This is a genomic window from Deltaproteobacteria bacterium (genome assembly GCA_029210625.1).
Taxonomy (GTDB): domain Bacteria; phylum Myxococcota; class Myxococcia; order SLRQ01; family SLRQ01; genus JARGFU01.
Genome location: JARGFU010000024.1, coordinates 55,045 through 77,331 on the forward strand (window position 1 = coordinate 55,045; position 22,287 = coordinate 77,331).

The following is a 22,287-nucleotide window of genomic DNA, read 5'->3' on the forward strand; positions in this document are numbered from 1 at the left end:
GAGCTCCTTACGCCGTCCGGGTCGGATCGACGGTCCCGTCGTGGAGGTCTTGGAAGTCCCATTGGTAGCGCACCGACCAGTCGAGCTTCTGCATCCCCCGGGGGAGCGGGTTGCCCTCTGCGTCAGTGCCCCCACCGGGGCCGGCGTATTTCGCGTCGGCGACGTAGATCTGGACCGAGCTGATGTTGCTGACGTGCTCCGGAACATAGTCGGCGACGTCCAAGGGAAGCGTCTCGTTGGCCGCGTAGCTGCCCGCATAGGAGAAGTCGTCTGAACTGACGACTCCGATCGGGGGGTTCGCCGTGGGGTCGTAACAGGCCAGGTAAACGGGGTTGAGCAGGAACGGGGTCGCGTTGAAACCATCCGCCCGAAAGCCGGCCTGCTTGCGCGTGTTGACCGCATAGTCCAGCCAGTAGACGTCCCAGGCGTAGAGGGGTCCGTTGGTCTCCATGATGCGGTAGAGCCAGAGCCCCGCCGGCCCGTTGACCTCGAGGGCCTGGTCCCATTCCGCCTTCGTCCAGGGCGTCCCGTCCGGCTTGTTGAGGGGGATGTCGTCCTTGTCGACCGGGGAGTAGAGGCGGTCCCAAATCACCCTCCAGTCCCCGTTCCAGTCCATGACGTAGGGGTAGGAGATCGTGACCCCGACGAAGAAGTTGACGAGGAGGATGACCGAGACCTTGTTACGGTCAAGGTCGAAGGCGCCCGAGCCCGAGAAGTGGCTGGTCGCCGTACCGAAGGGAAGGCCGATGTCGATTCCCCGACGCGTCGCCGTCTCATAGGCGGAGCCCGAGGTGAGGAAGTCGAGGAAGGTCCCAGACCCCCAGCCGCGTTCGTCGAGGAAGGCCTGCGCCCGCCCGAGCCAGTCCTCTTGCACACAGCCGACCCAGTTCGATTGCCCGAGCCAGTAGACCATCTGGTGGACAAAGCTCGCGTCGTTCGCGAACTGGTAGCCCCCGTGGCGGATGTTCTCGTGGTTGCCGACACTCATGAAGAAGGTCGAGAAGCTGGTCGCCAGGGTGCAGCATCGCTCGAGCGAGTTCCCCACCGGGTTCTCGACGTCGAACAGGTGCATGAAGTTGCCGAGGGCGATGAACTTGTTGACGTCCCCGAAGAAGGCGTCCCGGTTGGCCTGGGAGGGGTCGAGGTCCATCGCCTTGGTCGAGAAGGTGACGAACGGCTCGCCGTTGACGAGCAGCGTCTCGTCGGGGTGCGCGTCGTCGTCGGGGATCCCGATCCAGATGGTGTAGACGAAGGAGCACTCCAAGGGGTTCGCGGAGTTCGACTCGAAGATCCGCACCGGCCCGTTTACCCCCGCGTCGAGGGAGCTCCCCGGCAAGACGATGCGGTAGGCGGTCTGGGCGCCCGTGAAGTTGAAGGTGAGCGGCACCGGGCAGTCGGTCTGCTGCCCCGGGGCGCCGCGGTCGTGGATGAAGAACTGGAGAGGGACCAGGCTCGGGAAGCCGGGGTGGACGGGGATGTCCACCGGGTCGATCGCCAGCGGGAGGATGACGAGCTGGAAGCGCGCCGAGAGATCCAAGACCATCCAGTTATAAACCGCCCGGGGGCGCTTGTCCCACGGGTTGGTCCCGAGGAGCCCGCTCTTGGTCCGGTCGCCGTCTGCCGCAGAGCCGATCGGGATCGAGAAGGTCTTCGACTCCTGCATCTGGACCTGGGGGACCGCAACGGGCGAGATCCCGAAGTTGACCGAGGAGTAGTCGTCCCAGGAGTCGATCGTGAAGCTGCGGAAGGTCCCGACCTGCGCGGCGGCAAGGTTGATCTGGTAGCCGTCCGGCATTCCCGTAATGTCGCCGATCGCGCCTCGCAGCCGCACGGTGCCGCTGAACGCGGAGCCCCGGCTCGCCTGCGTGAGCAGGTCGAGGAGCGTGTTGTCGTCGCAGGGCGCCATCCGGGCCGGCACCGCGGTCGGGAGGTACTGGTCCCAGACGCGGAAGACCACCGGGCCGGTCCCCAGGGGGGAGAGGATCCGCTTGTCTTCGGTCTCGCGGAAGAAGACCGAGACCGAGCTGAAGACGTAGTCGCGGTAGCGATAGGTCTTGCCGTTGGCGATGTAGGTCTCCCAGCCGATCGCGGCTGGATTCGCGTCGAACGACCACTCGGTGACGTCGTCCGAGATCTTGTTGGTGATGATTTCCACTCCCGTGGGGTAGCCGACGTTGAGGTAGACGTCCGAGCGGTTGAGCGGCTCGTTCTCGGGGTGGAGGATCTCGAGGCGCACCGGTTCGGCGCCGCCGTTGAGGACGTGGACCCGCACGCGCCCGGTCGGGAAGCCCCAGATGTCGACCTCCGGTTCCCAGGGCTTGTCGAGGTCGATGACCAGGCAGTCGGAGGGGACGATGTAGCGCCGGAAGGTCTTGACGACCCGGGCCGTCTGGAGCTGGTAGGACAAGACGACCCCCAGCCCGTCCACGGCGGATAGGCCGAGCTCATACTCTCCGGGGTCGGTGGTGAAGAAGTTGTTGCCGTCGAGAGGCGTGACGAGCCCGGTGTTCTGATTGATGAGCGCGGCCCCGAAGGCTTCCGGATCGGTAACGTCGCTCCCCTGCGGGGCGAGGTTGAGCTTCTCGAGGCCGCTCGCTGCGGGGTTTGTGCTGGGACTTGCCTGGGGGATATTCAAGGCCGAGGGAGTCGCCCCAAGGCTTACGTCGGTCACTCCGGGGTTGAAGCCCATCGCGGCCTCCTTCTGTCAAGCCAGCAAAACTCTTTGCTGGTATTAGACCTCAAATGAACAGGCTCAGAAAGGGTAAACCTGTACCCCCTTGACGATGGTCAGCGAACCGTTGCTGGTGTCTCCTCCCCCCGCGCCTTCAGTGAAGACGATCCCGGTGTCCTCCGAGAAGGTCGCGACCTCGATGACGTCGACGCCGTAGTAGTATTCCGGAGCGACCTGGGCGGCGAGCGGGAGCCAGCGCAGGGCGCCCTTTGTGACCCCGGCGTAGTCGCAGAGAGTGAGCTGGTCGAGGGCGACGATGACGTCGTCCTGGGGGATGAAGCCCGAGATGATCGGGTTGGTCCCCACCCCTACGATCGCGCCCGCGAAGATGATCTCGTAGTCGTAGCGATAGCGGCGCAGGGTGGGGTTCCACTTCATCCCCTGGTCGTAGGGGGCGACCCCCACCGTCGCCCCGCCCAGCGGGTAGATGACGCATTTACCGAGGATGTTGTCGTAGAGGATGTAGGCCCGGTCGGTGGCCGTCGCCCCGTCAGCCAGGACCAGGGCCTTCGCCCGATAGTCGTAGTTCATCTAGGCGCTCCAGTAGAGGATGTTGGCGCCGATGTCGGCGACCTTCATCTGCTTGTCCGTTTCACAGAGCCGCGGCGTATGCAGCGCGAGCTCGATCATATGGGTCCGCGTGCAGAGGGACGGGACCATCGCTGCCGCGTAGCTCTTGCCGGTGAACGAGTTGACCTCCCCGATCGAGCCCCGCACGTCCCCGGCAAGGTCGGTGAGCTCGAGCAAGTTGACCTTCACCGTGGGGGAGAAGTAGCGCCGCTTGAGCCGGATGAACTGGTCGCTCGCGGGGTTGGTGTCCCAGGCCGGATCGGTCCAGGGGTCCAGGGTGCGCCACGGGGTGAACGTCCCGCCGGCCCCAGCGCCCGGGTAGTGGGCGATGATCTGATAGTGGGACGCGGCCCGCCCCATCCCGGCCTGGTCGTTGAAGGTCTGCTCAGGGACGCCGGGCACTCGGGGGATCCACCCCTCGTAGAGGGAGAAGTCGCCGCCCGGTTGCCCGAGGGTGTTCTTGGGGCGAGCGAGCAGCGCGCCCAGCGTCTCGACGACCTGGCCGGTCCCGTTGAGGACGTACCAACCGGGGTCGCACTGGTCCCAGCGCACGATGAAGAAGCCGGCGGGGAAGCCCCCGCCACACTGCCACTTGAGGATGTAACCGTTCGCCATTGTCTAGTTTCCCACGGGAGGGGTTCCGAGCTTGATGAGGGCGTAGGCGCTGGACGGCAGGGCGACGTTGATCCCGAGGATCTGCTCGATCTTGTCGAGGGCCTCCATGACCTGCTCGAGGTGGCGGGCGTCCCTGGCGTCGTCCCAGGGCTCCGGAAGCGTCGCCCCTGCCCCGTCGTACTTCGGGCGAAGCGTGCCGATCGGGACCGCCCACACGGTGAGGGTCAGGGTCGGGTCGATCATCGCCTTGACGACCGACTGGATCGCGTTGGTCTTTTGCTTGAGGTCGTCGACGTGCGAGACGTAGATCGCGTCCGACCGGACGCCGAGAGCGAGGGAGGGGTCCAGGGTGGTCTCGTTGCCCCGCGTCCATATCGGGAGGGGGTTCATGACGAGGGCCTGGTACAGGGAGCGGATCCGCACGCGCTGGGCGAGGACGATCTCGTCCCAGTTGGGGAGCTCGACCCCCGCGGCGTTGCACCCCAGCAAGAGGTCCCCCGTCTCGTAGCCTAAGAGGAGCGTGATCCCGTCGCTTGCGTACATTTTCTTCAGTGCCATCGGTTCCCCCTACCCCTGTTTGAAGCCGACCTTGATCCCGGCCATGACGCCGTTCGTTCCGATCTTCCAGACGAGGTTGTTGCCGCTATCATAGCGGGCGACCTCCCCGTTGTTCTTGACCTGGAAGTAGCCCCCGCCCGAGTCGTAGTAGCGAAAGCCCTTGGTGCTGACCTTCGAGTCGAACTCCGCGACGAGCGTGTTCGCCGAGAAGTATTGGAGCTTCCCGGTCGCGTCGTCGATCTGGAGCCGGGTGGTCGCGTCGTCCGGATCTTGGATCTTGTCGACGTTCCCGCCGCCGCCGACTCCCCCCGCGACCCACTGGATGACGCCGTCGACGATCCCCAGGGCATACTCGGTGCCGACTGCCTGGTTGGCGGGGCCGGCGAGCCTCCCGGTGGTCCCGTTGGCCTTGGCGTAGGCGATGGTGTTCTCGACGTTCGGCAGCGCCGAGAGGCCCCCGTAGATGGTCTTGACGACCGAGTCCTTCAGCCCCAGGGCGACGTTGCCGTTCTCGTCGATCCCCCACTTCCGGAGCCCGCTAGTCCAGCCCTCGACGTTCTGGATGTAGGCCCACTTGAAGGTTCGGTTCGAGGCGCCGAGCACCGTCTTCCCGCCATGCTGGTATCCCGCCATGTCGGCAAACGGGAGGACCTGGTCGTTGACGATGTCGACCGAGAGGTGCTCGACCGCGGGCATCCCCGGGGGCGCGTAGGTGAAGAGGACGCGCTTCGATGGGTCCACCGTGACGGCGGTCTCCCCCGAGAGGTCGGTGTAGGAGAGCTTGGAGGCCGTGACCGCTTGCGTCGAGATAGCGAGGATCTCGTCGCGCAACGTCCCGGTGACGCTGCCATCGGCCTCGATCGTCCAGGCAGAGGCCGGGGCGGAGGGGAGGCCGGTGAAGCCCCGCACGCCTTGGGTGTGGAGCATCGCCGTCAGGTAGTCGAACCAGCCTACGACGTAGGGGTTGCCGCCCCCGTCTGCGAAGTAGAAGAGCACCCCCGGGGTCGTCTCGCTTCCCCAGGTCCCGTCGTCTGGGACGTAGGCGCACTCGACCTTGATGGTCCCGTTGAAGGGGCCGAAGTCGGCCTCGCCCTCGATGAGAAGGTGGGTGAGCTCGAGCTGGATCTTGTCCTTGAGCGTGCCGGTGACCGAACCATCCGGGGCGACCGTCCAGTTGGTGGCGATGCCCTCGTTGGCCCCCGAGTTCGCGTAGGCGCGCAGGGTGCCGTCTGCGTCCCAGCGGAAGCGCGTCTTGCTGTTCGCTGCGAGGACCGCAACGGTGCCGTCGATGTGCTGCCCGTCGTCGTCGAACTGGCACTCGACGCTCATGTTGCCGACGCCGCCGTCGATCTTGGTCGGGTCCGTCAGGAAGTTCCAGGGGTAGCCGGCGAGCGCCGTGTTGGGGATCGACCCGGGCTTGGCATGGGAGCCGTCGAAGCTCTCGGCTTCGGTGCCCCGCTTCCCCCGCTGCCAGCGGTCGAGGAGGTCAATGCGCCAGTCCCGGTGGTTCTCGATCGGCTTGACGAAGTCCCCCTTCCGCAGGAGGGAGTTGAGCCGGTCCCCGGAGCTCACGGTGTAGGAGCACTTCAGCGCGACGGTCGCCCCGCCCGTGGGCAAGACGTCCACGCTGACCGCCCCCACCCCGACCTCCCAGGGCATCTTCTCGTGCTCGCCCGAAGCTGAGGTCGGGGACTGGATGACCTTCCGGCTCTCGCTCGAGGCGACCGGGCCGGCGAAGACGCCGAGCCACTTGGTGGCAAAGTTCAGCGCCGCCGCGGTGTCCCCGATATAGGGGACTTGCACGCGCTCCTCCCGGCGCCCGTAGGTGGAAACCGAGGCGAGGTTGGCGTAGGCGAACTGCTTGCGGTCAGAGTAGAAGCGGGCCTGCCCGTCTGCGTAGCCGGTGAGACCGGTCTGGTCGTTGAGCTCGGTGTAGCGCGCCCACTTCTGCGCGTCGGTCATGCCCGACTCGTCGACGTACTTCCGCGGGCGCCCCTCGATGATGAGGATGTTCTTGATGTTCTCGGTCGACTCCTCGGTCGGGGTGGGGACCCCCGGCTGCGACAAGCCGGTCAGGTAGATAACGCGCCGCCCGGAGGACGTCGTCTGGGAGACGTACCAGGTCTTTTGACAGGCTTGCGCGATGCTGGTCAGCGTGTCGCGCACGCTGCCCGAGATGTCGGCCTCGTCGGGGCGGATCCCGCTGGTGAGCGTAGGGTAGAGGCTCCCGGCGTCGATGGTCAGGCCGGCAGTCTGGACGAGCGGCTGGAGGTAGGCGAGGATCTGGACGACGTCGGTGACGCTTGTCGAGCCATAGCGCGCCGTCCCGTCCGAGTCGGTGCAGTTGTAGAGGCCGCGGAAGGGCATCCTCTCCAGCCGGCGTGAGAGCCCGGAGAGGATGATCTCGGTGCGATAGTTGTCGACCTGCTTCTTGGTGATGACCTCCCCGACCCAGTGGCTCCCCAAAGTCTGGATCGTACCCAAAGCGATCCCGCTCGCGACCGCGGTCGCAACGGTGTAGCTGGCCGTCCGAGGCCCGCCGAAGAGCTCGTAGTCGAACCGGATGTTGTGGGCGTCCGTTGCTGGGACGTAGCTCATATCCTCTCCCTCTCGCGTGCCCCCAGGAGGCCCCAGGAGGCCCAAGGCTGGACTTCCCCCCCCTCCCCCCTGCCCTTACCCCTACGCCGGGAGCCGGCGTAGCCTAATGGTCAAACGCTGCGACTTCTTCCCCGGCCTGTCCGAGTGGCTGAAGCTCTCGACGTAGCCGGTATAGGCCCCGATGGTCATGGTCGCCTGGGCGTCGAACGTCGCCCGGAGCGAGGTGAGCTGGCCCATCGTGTCGGAGTAGCTCGTCCCCGTGACCCAACCGCTCAGGGTGACGACGTCGCCCTTGAGAACCGAGCCCAGGTAGAGCGGGGTCGTGCGCCCCGGCAGGTTGTCGACGACGATGATCTCCCGCTGCGCTTCGACCTGGGCGTCAGTGATGACCGTACTCATGGTGCGCTCCTCTTACGGGACGAGCCGCCGGACCTCGCTCGCGATGAAGTCGGCCCACTGGTTGACGTCGGCCTGGAGCTTGGCGACGTGGATCTGGAAGTTCTGCGTCAAACTGCCGGCCACGGTTTCGAGCGCCTTGGCCGAGCGCTCGTTGACCTTGACGGTGTCGGTGACCGCCTGCGCCAGCCGCTCCATGCGGTCGAGGGCCTGGTCGTGGCGGGCCTTCTCGTTGGCGTCGAGGGTGTTGATCGCTTCGGCCAGCTTGAACTCGATCAGCTTCAGGTCGGTCGCCGCCCCGGCGAGCCCCTGGGTTGCCGTCCCGAGGGTCGTGATGGAGTCGGCGATCTTGACCGAGCCCTCCTGCATCGTGGTCCCCGAGGCGGCGAGCTGCCCCGCCGATCCCGAGAGCCCGGTGACGACGTCGGCGAGCGCTCCCTGGGAGGTCCCCAGCGCCTTCGCCGACTCAGTGACCTTGCCGGCCACGGCGTCAGTTGCCGCCGCCTTCTCCTTGAGGTCGTTCGCTGCGGTGACTGCCGCCGACTCGGCCCCCTTGGTGGTCCCCTGCATCTGGTCGAGGACCTTGTGCGCGTACTCCAGGGGGTCCTGAGTCGCCCCGAGCGCGGCGTTCAGGCGGGAGTTGACCTGCTCGTTCGCATCCTTGAGGACGTAGCCCACCTCGCGCCGGAAGACCCAGTCGGTGTCTTTGAAGCGGGCCTGGAGCTCGGTCTCGGTCTTGTAAATGTCTTGGATGTATTTCAGCGCGTTCTGGCGGGCCTCTCCCCGCTGTTTGTCGGTCAAGGTGGTATCCGAGGCGCGCTTCGTCTCGAGGTCGTACTGGGCGACCTGCTGGTCGATGAGCTGCCGGTAGGTGTCGATGAGCCCCATGAGGCGGGATTTCTTGTCGCCCGCGCTCTCCTGCTTGTTGAAGCCCTCCCAGGTATCCCCGAGCAGTTGGACCTTCGCCTGGAGGAGCCCCACGGCGCGAGTCTGCTCCTCGATCGGGCGGTTGTAGTCGATCTCCGCGATGACGTCTCGGAGCTCCTCTTGAAGCCGGCGCTTCTCGAAGGTGCCCTCCTCGAGGAGCGCGATCTCCTTGTTGAGGTACTCGCGCTTGCGGATGAGCGCGTTCGCATCGACCCGGCTCTCGTAGTCGAAGGTCGCGAGCTTCGCGGCCCGGATCTGGCGCTCCACCCCGAGGCGTTGCTGCATGAGCGCCTCGACCTTGTCCTCGTTCTTCCCCGCGAGCTGGATCTCTTCGTCCAGGCGCGCCTTCCATGCCTCGAGGTCCTTGAGGGAGTTGTTGGCGCGGTTCTGGACCCTGCGCGCCTGCGAGGCCCGGATCGCCTCGTCGGTGGCCTCCAGCGCCCGCTGAGTCGCTTCTTTCTCCCCCTCCCTGTACCAGACGTCGGCGTCGAGCTTCTCGCTCAGATAGGCCCGGTATTCGGCCAGAGAGACACGTCCCCGGGCGAGGTCGGTCTGGAAGGTCGACTCCCGCTCGGCCCGGATCCGCCCCTGGACGTCGGCCTCGAGGGAGACCAGGCGCTCGAGCTCTTCCGCCCGCAGGTTCGGGGAGGCCTTCTGGGTCTGGATGAGCTCGAGGTAGTTCTGGAGGGACTGCTTCCCGAAGCGCCGCTCGAGCTCGAAGGTGCGGCGGGCTTCGGTGCGCGCCCGCTCCTCTGCCTTCGCCTGCGCGTCGACGATCTTGTTGCGTAGGGCGATCTCTTCCGCCGAGTTGCCCCGGATCAGCTCGAGTTGCCCCTTCAGGCCCGAGGCGAGAGCGGACCAGGAGCCGCCCCCGAGGGCGATCTTGCGCTGCTCCAGGTCATACCAGTCGGCGAACTCTTTCTCCCGAAGCTGGGTCACTTCAGCGACCAGCTTCGCCTCCGCGAGGATCCGAGCGTCGCTGGTCGGGCCGGACAGGTTGACGAGCTCGCGCTGCCGGCGGGCGTACTCGTCAGCGCTCAGGTTGTGGGACTGGGCGAGCTCCCGGTTGCGGTCCATCGCCGCCTCGATCGCCTCGTTCCGGGCCTCGCGCACAGTGTCGATGACCTCGCGCTGGCCCCGCCCGCTCTTCTGCTCGGCCTTGAGGATCGCGTCGAGCCCCTTGGCGTACTCGGTCGGGTCGAGCATCCCTTCTGCAATGAGGCGCTTGTTCTCCGCGGCGACCTGGGCGTTGAAGGCCTTGCTCATATCGGCCATCCCGGCGTTCGCGAGCGCCCACTGCGCCTTGTATTCTTCGCCGAGCTTCTTGGCCTTGACCCGGGCGTCCTCGTTGTCGAAGAACGCGGCGTCGCCGTTGACGACCTTGAGCAGGTCGGCCTTGACCTTCTCGAGGTAGCCGACCCAAGCGGCCCCGGCGTTCTTGCCGGCCACGGTCGCGGCGGCGTGCGAGCTCTCGAGGAACTCGCCCAGGGCCTTCTCCGCTGCGGCCCGCGCCTCCGAGGAGGGGGCGAGCTCGATCTCGTTGCGGAGGTGCTTCTCCATGTAGGAAACGGCGTCGTCGGTGATCTTCTTCAGCGCCGCGGCGCTCGCCTGGCCGGCCTGCTCGACCGCCTTGGTCGGGTCAGCGGTTTCCTTGCTGGCCCCGAGCAGGACCTCGACGAGCCCCTTCCCCTGCGCCGCTTCGCGGATCCGGTTGAGCGCGGCCTGCGCCCCTTCGGACTTGGCGCGCATATTGTCGACCGCCTGCGCCGAGGCGGAGAGCTGCCCCTCGAGCTCCTCGAGCTCGTTCATCTTGCCGATCGGGGAGTAGCCGAGCAGGGTCGATTCGTAGGTGTCCTCGAAGCCCGCGATGTCGGCCTTCAGCGACGCGATCCGCGCCCGCATCTGGCTTTGGCTCTTCTCCTCCGCTGCCATCGCATCGTTCAAGGAGGCGATCATGGTCTCGCGCTTGAGGACGTAGAGGCGGGCCTCCTCCTCGATCGCCTTGCGCTTCTCTTCCTTGGCGCGCTTGACCGCTGCCGTGACGTTGTCGATCGCGGTCTCTTCGTTGGTGTAGGCCAGGTTGAGCCCGGGGATCGCCCGGTTGAGCTTCGAGACGATGTCGTTGAGCTCGGTCTCCTGCTGGACCGACCGCTCCTGCGCCTGGGCGAGGCTGACGAACCGATCCTTCAGGGAGTCGAGGCTCTTGGTGTCGGTCCCGAGCTGGTTCATGCGCTCGATCGCGCCGTAGGCCTCTTCCTCGAGCTTCGCGGCCTTGGCGGCGAGCTTGACGGTCGCGTCGCCGATGTCGTCGGCGGCGACCCCGAAGCTGGCGCCCCACTTGTTGACGGCGTTGTCGTCGGCGGTGATCGCCTTGTGGACGGCGTAGACCCCGGCGACCAGGGCGGTCAGTGCAGCGCCCACGGCGACGATCGGGCCGATGACGGCGCCCAGGCCGACTCCGAAAACGCCGATCCCAGCGACGAGCGCGCCGATCGCGGCGGAAGCGACGATCAAGCCGGCGGTGAGCCCGGTCCCTCCCACGAGGATCGCGAGGAGCGTCTTGGTCGTCGTCCCCAATTCGCGGATCCACTGGAGGAGGTCCTTGATCCACCCCGCGGCGTTCTGGACCGCCGGGGCGAAGGTCGATCCCATCTCCACCGAAAGCGAGCCCAGGGTCCCCTTGAGCTGCTTCATCGCCCCGTCGAAGGTGGCGAGGGCGTCGTCGGCCAGGCGCCGGACGATGCCGTCGTGCGTCTTGAGGATCTCGACCTGCTCTTTGATCTTGTCCGAGCCGATCCCCAGCGACGCGGCCAGCGCCCGGATGCCATCGGCGCCGGCCAGGGTGGCGAGCGTGTTGAGGCGCTCGGCCTCCCCCAACTTGGCGAGCTTGGTCTCCAGCTCGGCGATGATGTCGCCCCACTGCTTGATCGGCCCGGAGTTGTCGGCGCCCTCGCGGAACTTGATCCCGAGGCGGTTGATCGCCTCCTCTGCCTCCGCGGCGGGCTTGATAATCATCTGGGTCAGGGTCGCCTTGATCGACGTGCCCGCGTCGGAGGCGTTGATACCCACGTTTTTCATGTTCTGGACGGCGGCGACGAAGCTCTCGAGATCCTGCCCCGCGAGCTTGGCGACCGCGCCGCCTTGCGCGAAGGCCCGGACGAACTCGTTCGCCTTCATCGAGCTCATCGCGACCGAGTTCATGAGGACGTCGGTGACGTGCCCGACGTCGGTCGCCTGGAGCCCGAAGGCCTTCATCGCGACCGTAGAGACGTTGACCGAGTCCGAGAGGGAGATATGACCGGCTGCGGCCAGGGCCAGGACGGGCTCGACCGCGGCCATGCCTTCGGCTGCGGAGAGGCCCGCCGAGGCGAACTCGTAGAAGGTCCCGGCGATCTCCGAGCCCATGTAGCCGGTCGCCCCCGCAAGATCGAGGGCGGTCTTCTTCATGGTGTCGAGCTCGCGGGTCGTGGCCCCGGCGACCGAGGCCGTCTCCTGCATCTTCAGCTCGAAGTCGGAGAAGGCGTCCAGCGTCGCCTTGGCCCCCTTGGTCACGCCGTAGAACAGCGCCCCGGCGCCGATTGCCGTGCCGAGCTGCCCGATGGACCGGGCGAGGACCTGCGCCTTGTCCCCGAAGCCCTCGATGTCGGCCCCAGCCGCCCGCGCCTGCTGCCCGGACCTGTTGAAGTCGCCCCCCACGGCGTCGAGCATCCGCCGCAGGTCGGTCGCGGCCTTGCCCGCTTGCCGGAAGGGCAAGCTCATCTGGTCGATTGCCTGGATTAAGATCTGGACTTCGGCGCGGTCTGCCATGCTAGAACCTCACGACCTCGGAGTAGCGGGCGTAGGCAAACTGGTCAGCGCGTGCGTGCGCGTGAGCGCGCCCTTCCCGGTTGCGCTTGAGCGCACCGATGAGCCTCTCGACGTCGCGCCAACCCTTGATGTCCTCCATCGGGCCTCGTTGTTCCTCCGGTGTCGCTTTCAGCGTGTCGAGGATCCTCGCCACCTGGACGAGGTTCCGCTGGTCTGCCGTCCACTCGTGGACGGGCGCAGGGAAGATTCGGGCCGGGGCCTGCTCTGCACTCGACCAAACCCCGACCCAGGGCTCCTCCTGCGCGACTAGGACAAAAAATCGAGCGCCGCACCCTCCTTGAGCGCCTTCCAGGCTCCGTTGAGCTGCCGCATCTCGACGTCGTCGAGCTCCTCTTGCAGCGCCTCGACCGAGGTCCACAGGGGGACTTCGGTGACGGTGCCGTCCCCTGCCGTGACCAGTTCGCGAACCGCGAAGATGAGCTCCTGCTCGAGCTGGGCGACCCGGGCGTGATGCTCGATCGTCCCCTGCAAGAGGCGGCTCTTGAGGTCGATGACCGCCGCGACGTCGGCGATGAGCTTGACCTCCTCCGTAGTGCGGGACTTCGCCAGCTCCGAGGCCTTGGCGAGTTTCTCTTCGGGGGAGCACTCGCCGGCCAGGGCTTCGGGGATCTCGTCCCAGAGCTTGCGGATGATCGAGCGCTGGATCTCTTCGTCGAGCGCTTCGGTGGAGATGCCGGCGGCGAGCGCCTGCTTGGTGACGTGATGCTGGACGACCGCCTCGGAGATAAATCCCCCGGTCTCCATGAGCTCGTTGAAGGTCCGCTGGTAGGCGATCGCGCAGAGGCGGCGCTGCCCGACCGTGAGGGCCTTGAGCACGACCGGCTTGCCCCGGAAGGTGCCGTTGACCTTGCCGTCGAGGATCTCGTAGAGCTTCTTTTCGCGGTCTGCCCTGGTGGTCTTCTTCTTCGATGCCATGAGGTCTCCTCCTCGTGGTGGGGGTCGGGGGGCATAAAAGAACCCCGCCCGGAGCGGATCCGAGCGGGGTTCAATTCGTCAACTTTACCCCCGCGACTGCGGTCTATTTGTCTCCTAGTCTACGGGGTGACTCCTTTCTTGTCTACCCCCCCACTAAGCCGGGGTGTAGCAGGAGATGACGGTGACCTTGGAGGTCGTCGGGACCGCAGCGACCATCGTGACGGCAGACGCGGTCTCGGTGTAGTCGGTGGTGATGACCTTGAGAACATCGTCGACGAACACGAGCTGCGCGTACTTCGCCGCGACCTGGGTCATGTTCGAGGACGGGGTGACCACCTGAGACGGGGTGTTGGTGCCTGCTTCCTGCGTGATCTGGAGCGGCAGGGCGTACTTCACGACGCCGGTCCCCTCGAAGTCGAACTTCAGGGTCGCCTTCCCGTCCACGCTGGAGCTGTAGGGGTTGCCGACCACCTTACAGTTCTTCACCAGGTGGGAGCGGAAGAAGGCGTTGGTCTTCGTGTTCCGCACGTTGACGATGACGAAGAAGGCGTTGAACAGCGCCGGGTCAAAAGCCTTCGCGGTCGCGACGTCCTGGCGAGTCAGACAGGCCTCGATGAGGTTCGAGGCGTTCGGCAGGATGTCGAACGAGCCCTTCACGCCGTTGTAGGTGTCCTCGACCAGAACGGGGTCGACGAAGCCGAAGGCGTTGTGGGTCTCGGTGGAATACTGCGGCTCGTAGCCGAAGGACTGGACCCAGGCATCGTTCGCGCCGCCGGTCGCCAGTTCGGCCAGGTATGCTCCGGAGAGCAGGCTCATCAAGGAGCCTTGTCCCTTTTCCATACTCATCTTGTTTCTCCTTCGGGCTTGTGCCCGTCATGCCGCTTTGCCGTTTTGCTGGCTCGGCAGGCGCAGCTACACCTTGAACTTGTTGACGTGCCCACACGGGCAGGCCCACTCGAAGGCCTTGGTCGGCGGGGTCGCCATATGCGCCGGCTTGTCGCAGGCGCCACAGTCGGCAAACCAGCCGGCGGGCTTCTTGGGGGCCGGACTTCCAGCGGTCACTAAGGGCTTGCGGGTTCCAAACTTCTGCATGTTCATGGGTTACCCCTCTAGGAAGTAGGCGATAGTGACCGGGACCGCGACGTATGCCGCAGGCCGGTTGCGGTCGCCGTCCCCTTGGAGCGGCAAGATGTCGAAACCGTCGATCATGCCCGAGCTCGCCCCCGCTTCATCTGGCGTCTTTTCCACTGCCCCGAGAAGGTGCCTGAGCTCGTGCGCCAGGATCTCCCCGAGGCTTACGATGCGCTTCGAGCAGCGCTCTACGCTGTTGTCGAGCACGCCACCGATGAAACGGAACTCGCGCCGGATCTTGGTCCCGGCGAACATCTCCCGCCGCTCCTTCTCGTCACCGGTCGAGATGATGACGAAGGGGTGGAGGGAGAGCGGGATCTGCTTCGACTTCCAGTGCTCGTTGCCGAGGATCGCAGCGAACGCCCCGGTGGTCCCGGGCTCGTCGGCCTTGAGCGCCAAGGCAAAGCGCTTGAGGTAGTCCGAAGCCTCGATCCCTTCCTTGAGGTAGTCGAGGAGCTCGGTTACGCTCTCCACCTACCACCTCTCGATCGTGACGTTGAGCCCGTAGACGGATCCGCCCGTCCGTTCCACTGGCGCCGCGTCGACGTACCGATTCAACTTGCCGACCCCATCGTTCCAGATCCCCTTGTAGTGGCGGGCCTTGACGTCGAAGGCGTCGTCCTTCTCCCGCGTCTCCAAGATGCAGCGCTGCCACGAGGCGTAGGCGACCGAGAGGTCCTTGAGGACGCTCGCGTCGTCGATGGTCTCCGGGTTGACGCCCGCGGCCTTGAGCTCCATGAGGAGCTCGCGCTCGGCCTTCTTGTGATCCTCTTCCTGCGTGACCCCGGCCAAGATGGGGTCTTTGACGTCGGCCTTGGTCGAGAACTGAGCCATCTCGCCTCCTTACGGGAGGACCTGCTCAATGGTGAGGTCGATCGCGGCCTCGATGGTCGAGCGGGCGAGCGCCTCGTGGGTTTCCAGCGTCGGCCAGAGGAAGGCGTGCTTGCCCCCGTTGCCGAGCTCGACGAACTTGCCGTAGTCCTGCCCCGGCCAGAGGACCATCTCCAGCTTGCCCGGGTCGACCTCGAACTGGACCGACTTGCGGAGCAGGCCCGTCCGGTCGGTGAAGAACTTGTTCGGCTCCTCGACGATCGCGGCGCGCATCGTCGCCCCGATGAAGTCGAGCGCTTGGACGATGTTCTCGCGTGCCTGCCCCGGGAAGTGGACGACCAGGTCGGTCGCGAGATCCATGCCATCGGCGTTGAGCGTGAACATCGGGCTCCTTCAAAGGGTGGAGGGGGCCCCGCCACGAGGACGCGGGAGGAGGCGCGCCCTTACTTGAGCGACGGGGTCCCCATAGCCCCTATTTCGACACTTTCAGCCGCCCCGCGGCCTTCGCCTTGGGGGTGGGCGGAATCTTCGCTTCCGGGGCCTCCTGGGACTTCTGGGAGGCCTTCTCCACTACCTGCACCCCGGCTTCCGGATCCGTGGCCGGCGCGCTGGGCGGTTCGACCGGATCCGGCGCCAGGACCGGGGCCGGCTCCCCCTCCGTTGCGGGGTAGGCGACCGTCTTGGTCTTGCCCTCGATGAGGTGCTCCCACGGCAGGCCGGCGAAGATCTCGGCGACGGTCCACTGGGCGTAGGCGAGCTCGTGCGCCCACTGCTGGCGGTCTGGCATCGGCGGATTCTCGACCGCGGCCAGAGAGCCGCCCGCGACCGGGCTTGCCATCGACTCTCCCAGGGAGATCGCCGGGACGCCCGCGATGATCGCGTCGACCATCGAGTTCGAGGTGTAGCCCACCACACACCAGGCGCCCGCCAGGTCCTCCTCGAGGGGGGCGTAGGAGATCGTGTCGAAGCTCGCCCCGACCTTCGTCTCGACGTTGCTCGGATCCAGCGGATGGGGGCGGAAGACGATCTTCCGGTCGGTGAGCTTGCGGAGCTCGTCCATCGTCTCTCGCGCCCACCGATGGGCGTCGATGCCCCCCAGGTTCACGTCGCCGGGGACCTGCCCGCAGACGAGGACGTGCTCGCCCTCCTTGCGCCACTCGGCCAGGGTGACGCCCAGCGCTTCCCAGCGGTCCCCCGGGGCGAGGCGGTTGCGGTAGTGCGCCTTGGCATTGATCCCGCCCACCCCGACCGCCCAGTGGTCCTTCACGGTCTCCCCGCGCTTGACGTAGCCCATCTCGACGACGATCGGGATCCCGTCGTTCGCGAGCTGGTCCGCGATCAGCTCGGGGTTGTGACCGGCCATGCCGTGGCACACGGTCGCCAGGGCCTTCTCGTAGTTGCCAGGACCGTAGACCGAGGGGTTGCGGAAGGCCGCGGCGATCCCTCGAGCATCGAGGGCCGACTTCCAAGCCTGCGCGATCGCCGAAGAGATGCTCCTGCTGCCGTGGTCGTAGATCAGAACGCGGGTGCTCATGGATTCCTCCTCCTCGCTGCCCATGCCGAAACGATGGGGTACTCGGTAAACTCCCGCCCTTTGTAGCGGGGGTGCGGTTCGTAGTGCTCTCCCCCGGACCAGGCGATCCAGTGGGAGTTCATGGGCCACTGGGGGACGGCCACCGAAAGCAGCGCCGCTGGCTCTTGCGGGTAGTCCTCGGTGGTGATCTCGACGAGCTCGATCCCCCGGGAGGCAAGAAATCCCCTTGCCTCCTCGAGGATGAAGCCCATCCTCCCGTCGGGGTGGGTCGAGCCTTGCACGAACATCGACCCATCGTGGCAGGCGTACTCGATGAAGGACTCCAGGTTCTCATCCCCGGCGATATGGGCCGCGCTCATCGCGAGGCAGCTCCAGTTGTCGGTCTGAGAGTAGGGCTTCACGGGGCCTCCTTGGGGGGTGGGGGGGGGAGAGCAGGCGCCCTCCCCCCTCACGAGTTGCGCGACTACTGGGTGACGAGCAGCACGCCAGCGCGGGACTTGTTGTTCGAGGCCGAACTGTCCCAGTTGGTCGAGGTGCCGATCGCCGCGTCGGCGGGGTTCGCACCGCCGTTGGTCACGTCCCAAGCGAAGCCCGTGATGCCCACGTTGAAGGCGTACTCGCCCTGGATCCGCATGACGAGGTTTTCCTTACCGGTGATGAGCTGGGAGACGATCTCCTGGGCTTCGGACTGCTTCACGTTGACCGCACCAGGCACCAGGCACAGGGTGTTGTAGGTGTCGGTCGCGGAGCCGTTGGCGTCCCACAGGCCGGGGGCGTCGGTCACGACGACCGGCTTGCCGAAGGTCGCCACGGTGCCGGCGTACACGGTCGCGGAGGCCACCTCGTAGAGCTTGTCGGCGATCTGCTGGCCGATCAGGTCGAAGTAGGCCTTGGAGTGCATGACCCAGCACGCCAGGGCGTTCGCGGCGTCCCCGCGCTTCGCCATTGCCTGGTTCATCGCGGTGTGGGTGATGGTGCCCAAGCTGCCGTCGTGCTTGAGGGCGGCGACGCCCTTCAGGGCCGCAACGGCGGCGGTGATCGCAGTATTGACGTAGTCCAGGGCAACCGCCTTGCCGATCTGCTTGCCGAGCTGGAAACTCATGGTGCTCGGGTCCTCGCCCAGCTTCCGCCAGGCGTCGAGGGTCTGAGCAACCGGGCCGATCTTGCGGTTGACCTTCACCGAAACGTGCTCGCCCATCGTCATAGCGATGTCGGTCGCGTCGGTGGTCGCGGTGGTGTCTCGCCGGCTCACGAGCCCCGCGATGGACTTGATGAAGCTCTCCTTCTCGTAGTCTCCCTTGAGACGGGTGGGGGTCAGGATGAGGGAGTTGTTGGAGGCCGCGTTGAAGGCGTTCGCCTCCTGCTCGATGACCTCACTCATGCCGCCGAAGAACTCTTCCTGATAGATCTGGAAGTCGGACGTCTTACCGATAGCCATTGTGATTCTCCCTGGGCTGGAGCCCGTGAAGTGGTTGCGCCGCTACTACGCCGCCGCCCCCGGGGGGAGCTCGAGGTAGGCGCTCACGCCCTTCTCTCGGATGAACGCGGCCTTCGCGGTGTCGTCTTTGAGGTCTGCTTTGGTCCTGATGCTGCCGTTGCCCGCCGGGGCAGAGCCTCCCGACCCAGCGCCTCCCGACCGTCCGGCCTTGAGGAAGTGGGTGTTGGTCTCGAAGAAGGCGTCGACGTACTCCTTCGGCGAGAGGGGTTGCATCTGCCCGTTCAGTGCGGGCGCCCCGTGGTCGTCGACTACGATGACCTCCCCGGTCTCGTTCAGCTTGAAGCGGTCCCGCACCAGGGCGGCGACCTGCTTCGCGTTGACAACGTCGGGCCGGGAAGTCAGAGAGAGGACCGTGTTGTTGATCCGTTCGGAGGTGAAGAGACCGTTCGCGGCCTCGAGCTTGCCCTCGAGATCGGTGATCTTGGCCTTGAACTTCTTCTCGGTCTCCTCGAGGAGCTCTTTGTACTTACCCTCCTTGGCGAGCTGCTCATTGCGCGACTGTTCAGCAAGGGCTTCCTGCTCTCGCGCCTTGCGGATGATCTCGGCGATCTCGTCGGGCTTCAGACCCCCGAGCGAGTCGCGCAGTGCCTCGAACTGCTCGCGCCACTTCTTCGCCTCTTCGCGAGTCTGCTTGAGCACTTCGTTCGCGGGGTTCTGGTCGCCTTCCTTGACCTCATCGGCCTTGGCGGGATCGAACCCTTCCAGCTTGACCTCCGCGCCCTGCTTGCCGTCCGAGTCGACCTCGAAGGTCCTCCCCGTGGCGGCATCGAGCAGGTAGAGCTTCCCGTTGAAGCGGATCTTCTTCATGGTTCCCTCGTCTTCTCACGGTCCCATCCGGCGACCGAGAGTGCTCGCCATCCGGTCGAGCGTTTCGGTGGTCGGGGGGGGGCGCCGTCCGGCCGCGGTCCCCCGAGCGTCGCTTCCCGTAGAGGGCGGTCCACGGGGCTCGGCTCGTATAGTTTCCTGGCTTGCTGGCTTGCTGTCAAGACGGCAAGTTCCACCCTTTGAGGGGTAGGGCACGGGGGAGGATCCAAGCGCCTCCCCAGTGCCCTCCCAGGGCGTCAGACGGGGGGTTTATGCGTGGGAACGAACGAGGGCGATGAACTCACGTCGGGAGATGACTCCCAGGTTCTCGAGGGCCTGTCCACAAGAGCGTACCGCGGCGAGGTTCGCCTCCTTGTAGCGGCGGGCCGGGATCGGGCGAACCGTGCGCCCACAGGAGTCGGCAAACATGGGATGACCGGCGCGCCCATGCTTGGCCTGGGAGAAGCCCAGCTCGGCCAGCGCTCGATGCAGCGCCCGGGTCGGGACGGCGGAAAGCGACGATCTCTTACCCATGAGCGGCCTCCTCCATGATCCGGGCGGCTTCCAAGTAGGCGCCCTTAAGGGACGGGAAGACGGTCTTGCCCTCGGTCGACCAGGGCTCCCCGGGGTCTCGCGTGGCGACGATGTAGCCGGGGCGGAACGGCGCCCCCTCCTCTTCTGCGGTTGCGGCGGGCAGGACGGCGATCTCGGGCATTGGACTCCTCTCCTTGGTGTCGGCTTGGGGCCGGGGTGCCATTATACCCCCTCGGTGGGTGGCGTGAGAGTGGGTTTTGTGTCGTTTTCGCTCATGAGCGGCCCCCGTGTCTCCGGGTCTCTCAGGATACGAACCTCGCGCAGGGCGCGAGCCAGGGTCTCGCCATAGCGGCAGGCGATCCATGCCGCCCGGGCCGGGTTGCGGCGCGGTCCGGCGCAGCGAGCGAGCCAGGCGGCGATCTGCATCCGTTCCCAGGCGGTGAACTTGGCGATGAAGAGCGCGTTGCGGTGGCGCTCCAGCTCCTCGAGATACTTGTGCATGGTTTCCTCCTCCTCAGTTCGGGCAGACGTCGCCCAGCTCGGCGCACAGGGCACAGTTGCGCTTGTTCTCGGGGATCGGGCAGGACTGGCAGACCTCGTCGACGTCTTGACTGAGAAGGACGTCGATCTGGTCGGGGTGGGTGTAGATCTCTCCGGTCATGGTGGGCTCCTCTACAGGACGAACAGGGCGTCGGGAGCGGTATGCTCCCTGGTCGTAACGGTCAAACCTTCGGCCTCGAGCGCCTGGCGAACCGCGGCGGGGGCGTAGGCGCAGTTGGCAAGAACGCCCACCAGGCCGGGGCGGATCTTGAAGATCGTGACGCCTTCGCGAGTGATGCCCTTGCGGGGCTCGATCTTCATGGTCTCGATGCCGTGCTTCTTGAGGCTGGCGACGATCTTCTGCGTGCTGGCTTTCATGGGGCTCTCCTTGGGTTGCCTTGCTGCCTTGTCTCCCTTATACCCTCCCATTGGGTGGTCGTCAATAGGAGAAGATGGGAAAAGTGAAAAAAAGAGGCGACCCGGAGATGAGTCGCCTCGAAGCGTGGCCGGCGGGGAGTTGCCCTAGCGCCCTCCCCTCCCCCCGATCCGGGCGGCGATCCTCTCCAGCTCCTCGGCGCGGCGGGCGGCATTGCGTCCGGCGGTCTCGGTCCCCAGCGCCAGGGTCGCCCGGATCGTCAGGGCAACGTGCCTTACCTCGCGGGCGCAGCCGGCGCAGCGGGGCTCGGTGGTCGGCGTGATCCAGGCGACGCCCTCCCCTTCTCGGAGCAGCTCGACGCGGCGGGAGATGTCGGCGAGCTCCTGCGCGAGAGACGCAAGCCCTACCCTCTCGACGACGCCGGTCAGCTCGTCCAGCTCCCGGGAGATCCGGTCCAGCGCCCCCTTCACTGGACGCCCGCGGCGACGTAGCCCTGCTCGCCCTTCTTGGCCTTGGTGCCGGGAATGCGCTCGCCACAGTAGCAACCGAGCTTCCGGGTGCGCGCCTGCCAGCCAGCCGAGCAGGCTCCCTCGGGGTCGTGCTCTCGGAACTTCGGCCCCCGCTTGCAGTCGAGGCAGGCGACGTATCGACTCTCAGGAACGGGCATGGGTTCCTCCTTCCTCGGGGACGCGCAGCGAGGCGAGCTGCTCCTTGGTGATCTCAATGACCACCGGCTCCCGACTGGGAGCGTAGGCGGCGGCGCGGTGCTCCGCGGCCTCGCGGGCGGCGAAGAGCTGGCGAGTCGCCAGGACGTAGCCGCCCTTCTCCCCGGTCTCGGGGTTGGAGTCCATGCGGGAGGCGATGATGTAGCAGGACTGGCTCATGGTTCTCCTCTCTGTGCGCCGTGGCGCTGTTGGCTGGCCGAGGTCAACGGGGTATCGGAAACGAGGCGGCTCTTGAAGCCGAAGGGGAACGTGAGCCCCTGCTCCTTGAGGACGAAGAGGTGGTACTGGTTGGCGACGTCCACCAGCCGGGACTCTGCGGGGTAGAGCTCGACGGCCTCGAACTCGGGACCCACGATCCGGTTCTTGATCTCCTGTAGATCGCGCCAGTCGTGGATGGGGTGCTTGTCGCGGCGCTTGATGGAAAGGTGCCACATTGCCGGCCACTCGGGCGAGGCCTCGGCGTCGTAGACGGCGACCTGGTAGGTGTCGGAGATCCAGACCCCCTTCGCCTTGGACTTCTCGATGGTGTCCTCGACCTGGGAGGGGTCCAGACGGCCCGCCTTGACGTGTTCGGTCACGATCGACCGGATCTGGTCCTCCCCTACCTCCCCAGGCACAAAGTCGAACCTGCGGGCTCTGCGGGCTTCCTTGTCGGCCTTCCTGCTCATGGGAGCTTCCTCCAAGTGTGGTAGTCGGGCTTGAGCCTGGCGGCGCGTGCCCGGGCCAGGCAGTCGCGGATCGCGATCCCCCGGTCCCCTGTCCGGTAGTGCCGGCAAGCGGCGTTCAGGAACAGTGCGGCGAGGGCGAAGCGTCCCTGCTCCCGGGTCCTCATGAAGTAGTCGACTTGGGCGGTGCATCTCATCTTGGCCTCCTAATAGGCTCCCCAGTCTTTCCGGTCAGTCTCGGAGCGGTAGCCCTTGAGGTAGGCGGCGATCTGCGCCGGGGTCATGCCGGGGCGCTCGACGCGGCCTTCCTGGGCGTCGTAGTAGTGCGGCGCGGGGCTGCGCCAGTAGTAGGCGTCAGCGCGCCCCCGGTCCTCCGGAGAACCGTGGGAGGGAAGGGGGAGGGCGGGGGAGGGCGCCGGCTCGGGCTCGGGCTCGGAGTTGTGGATCAAGACGAAAGTGAAGCTCATCGGGC

Annotated in this window: 26 protein-coding genes; all 26 read right to left on the reverse strand. The window is 66.3% G+C overall.

Annotation, left to right across the window (positions count from 1 at the left end):
- Positions 1 to 7: 7 nt before the first annotated feature.
- Positions 8 to 2,689 (reverse strand): hypothetical protein, encoded by a 2,682-nt coding sequence (locus P1V51_20070; GenBank protein ID MDF1565345.1) that lies wholly within the window; start codon positions 2,687 to 2,689, stop codon positions 8 to 10.
- Positions 2,690 to 2,752: 63 nt separating this feature from the next.
- Positions 2,753 to 3,262 (reverse strand): hypothetical protein, encoded by a 510-nt coding sequence (locus P1V51_20075; protein ID MDF1565346.1) that lies wholly within the window; start codon positions 3,260 to 3,262, stop codon positions 2,753 to 2,755.
- Positions 3,263 to 3,916 (reverse strand): hypothetical protein, encoded by a 654-nt coding sequence (locus P1V51_20080; GenBank protein ID MDF1565347.1) that lies wholly within the window; start codon positions 3,914 to 3,916, stop codon positions 3,263 to 3,265. It lies immediately after the preceding gene.
- A 3-nt stretch (positions 3,917 to 3,919) separates the two neighbouring features.
- Positions 3,920 to 4,474, reverse strand: a complete 555-nt coding sequence (locus P1V51_20085; GenBank protein ID MDF1565348.1) for a hypothetical protein — start codon at positions 4,472 to 4,474, stop codon at positions 3,920 to 3,922.
- Between the two features lie 9 nt (positions 4,475 to 4,483).
- Positions 4,484 to 7,072, reverse strand: coding sequence for a hypothetical protein (locus P1V51_20090; GenBank protein MDF1565349.1), 2,589 nt, complete (start codon positions 7,070 to 7,072; stop codon positions 4,484 to 4,486).
- Positions 7,073 to 7,153: 81 nt separating this feature from the next.
- The gene (locus P1V51_20095) at positions 7,154 to 7,471 is read right to left on the reverse strand and encodes a hypothetical protein (GenBank protein ID MDF1565350.1); all 318 of its coding nucleotides are present in this window, start codon (positions 7,469 to 7,471) and stop codon (positions 7,154 to 7,156) included.
- 12 nt (positions 7,472 to 7,483) lie between these two features.
- Positions 7,484 to 12,154: a phage tail tape measure protein gene (locus P1V51_20100; protein ID MDF1565351.1), complete on the reverse strand. Its 4,671-nt coding sequence runs from the start codon at positions 12,152 to 12,154 to the stop codon at positions 7,484 to 7,486.
- 354 nt (positions 12,155 to 12,508) lie between these two features.
- Positions 12,509 to 13,177 (reverse strand): hypothetical protein, encoded by a 669-nt coding sequence (locus tag P1V51_20105; protein ID MDF1565352.1) that lies wholly within the window; start codon positions 13,175 to 13,177, stop codon positions 12,509 to 12,511.
- A gap of 153 nt (positions 13,178 to 13,330) precedes the next feature.
- Complete coding sequence (locus P1V51_20110; protein MDF1565353.1) at positions 13,331 to 13,993, reverse strand: hypothetical protein; 663 nt, start codon at positions 13,991 to 13,993, stop codon at positions 13,331 to 13,333.
- A 96-nt stretch (positions 13,994 to 14,089) separates the two neighbouring features.
- Complete coding sequence (locus tag P1V51_20115; GenBank protein ID MDF1565354.1) at positions 14,090 to 14,275, reverse strand: hypothetical protein; 186 nt, start codon at positions 14,273 to 14,275, stop codon at positions 14,090 to 14,092.
- A 3-nt stretch (positions 14,276 to 14,278) separates the two neighbouring features.
- Positions 14,279 to 14,782, reverse strand: coding sequence for a hypothetical protein (locus P1V51_20120; protein MDF1565355.1), 504 nt, complete (start codon positions 14,780 to 14,782; stop codon positions 14,279 to 14,281).
- Positions 14,783 to 15,142: a hypothetical protein gene (locus P1V51_20125; protein MDF1565356.1), complete on the reverse strand. Its 360-nt coding sequence runs from the start codon at positions 15,140 to 15,142 to the stop codon at positions 14,783 to 14,785.
- A 9-nt stretch (positions 15,143 to 15,151) separates the two neighbouring features.
- Positions 15,152 to 15,523, reverse strand: a complete 372-nt coding sequence (locus P1V51_20130; protein ID MDF1565357.1) for a hypothetical protein — start codon at positions 15,521 to 15,523, stop codon at positions 15,152 to 15,154.
- Between the two features lie 88 nt (positions 15,524 to 15,611).
- Positions 15,612 to 16,673 carry a hypothetical protein gene (locus P1V51_20135; protein MDF1565358.1) on the reverse strand — a complete coding sequence of 354 codons (1,062 nt, stop codon included), beginning with the start codon at positions 16,671 to 16,673 and terminating at the stop codon, positions 15,612 to 15,614.
- A complete protein-coding gene (locus tag P1V51_20140) occupies positions 16,670 to 17,074 on the reverse strand; it encodes a hypothetical protein (GenBank protein ID MDF1565359.1) in 405 nt (134 codons plus the stop codon). The genes P1V51_20135 and P1V51_20140 overlap by 4 nt, the downstream gene beginning before the upstream one ends.
- A 62-nt stretch (positions 17,075 to 17,136) precedes the next feature.
- A complete protein-coding gene (locus P1V51_20145; protein MDF1565360.1) occupies positions 17,137 to 18,111 on the reverse strand; it encodes a major capsid protein in 975 nt (324 codons plus the stop codon).
- Between the two features lie 45 nt (positions 18,112 to 18,156).
- The gene (locus P1V51_20150) at positions 18,157 to 18,978 is read right to left on the reverse strand and encodes a hypothetical protein (GenBank protein ID MDF1565361.1); all 822 of its coding nucleotides are present in this window, start codon (positions 18,976 to 18,978) and stop codon (positions 18,157 to 18,159) included.
- Positions 18,979 to 19,501: 523 nt separating this feature from the next.
- Positions 19,502 to 19,690 (reverse strand): hypothetical protein, encoded by a 189-nt coding sequence (locus P1V51_20155; protein MDF1565362.1) that lies wholly within the window; start codon positions 19,688 to 19,690, stop codon positions 19,502 to 19,504.
- Between the two features lie 41 nt (positions 19,691 to 19,731).
- Complete coding sequence (locus P1V51_20160; protein MDF1565363.1) at positions 19,732 to 20,010, reverse strand: hypothetical protein; 279 nt, start codon at positions 20,008 to 20,010, stop codon at positions 19,732 to 19,734.
- A 13-nt stretch (positions 20,011 to 20,023) separates the two neighbouring features.
- Positions 20,024 to 20,170, reverse strand: coding sequence for a hypothetical protein (locus P1V51_20165; GenBank protein MDF1565364.1), 147 nt, complete (start codon positions 20,168 to 20,170; stop codon positions 20,024 to 20,026).
- 11 nt (positions 20,171 to 20,181) lie between these two features.
- Positions 20,182 to 20,427, reverse strand: a complete 246-nt coding sequence (locus tag P1V51_20170) for a hypothetical protein (GenBank protein ID MDF1565365.1) — start codon at positions 20,425 to 20,427, stop codon at positions 20,182 to 20,184.
- A 144-nt stretch (positions 20,428 to 20,571) separates the two neighbouring features.
- Positions 20,572 to 20,895 carry a hypothetical protein gene (locus P1V51_20175; protein ID MDF1565366.1) on the reverse strand — a complete coding sequence of 108 codons (324 nt, stop codon included), beginning with the start codon at positions 20,893 to 20,895 and terminating at the stop codon, positions 20,572 to 20,574.
- On the reverse strand, positions 20,892 to 21,092 hold the full coding sequence (locus P1V51_20180; GenBank protein MDF1565367.1) for a hypothetical protein: 201 nt from the start codon (positions 21,090 to 21,092) through the stop codon (positions 20,892 to 20,894). The genes P1V51_20175 and P1V51_20180 overlap by 4 nt, the downstream gene beginning before the upstream one ends.
- Positions 21,079 to 21,309, reverse strand: coding sequence for a hypothetical protein (locus tag P1V51_20185; protein MDF1565368.1), 231 nt, complete (start codon positions 21,307 to 21,309; stop codon positions 21,079 to 21,081). The genes P1V51_20180 and P1V51_20185 overlap by 14 nt, the downstream gene beginning before the upstream one ends.
- Positions 21,306 to 21,818 (reverse strand): hypothetical protein, encoded by a 513-nt coding sequence (locus P1V51_20190; GenBank protein MDF1565369.1) that lies wholly within the window; start codon positions 21,816 to 21,818, stop codon positions 21,306 to 21,308. The genes P1V51_20185 and P1V51_20190 overlap by 4 nt, the downstream gene beginning before the upstream one ends.
- Before the next feature lie 203 nt (positions 21,819 to 22,021).
- On the reverse strand, positions 22,022 to 22,287 hold a 266-nt coding region (locus P1V51_20195; GenBank protein MDF1565370.1), incomplete at its 5' end, for a hypothetical protein.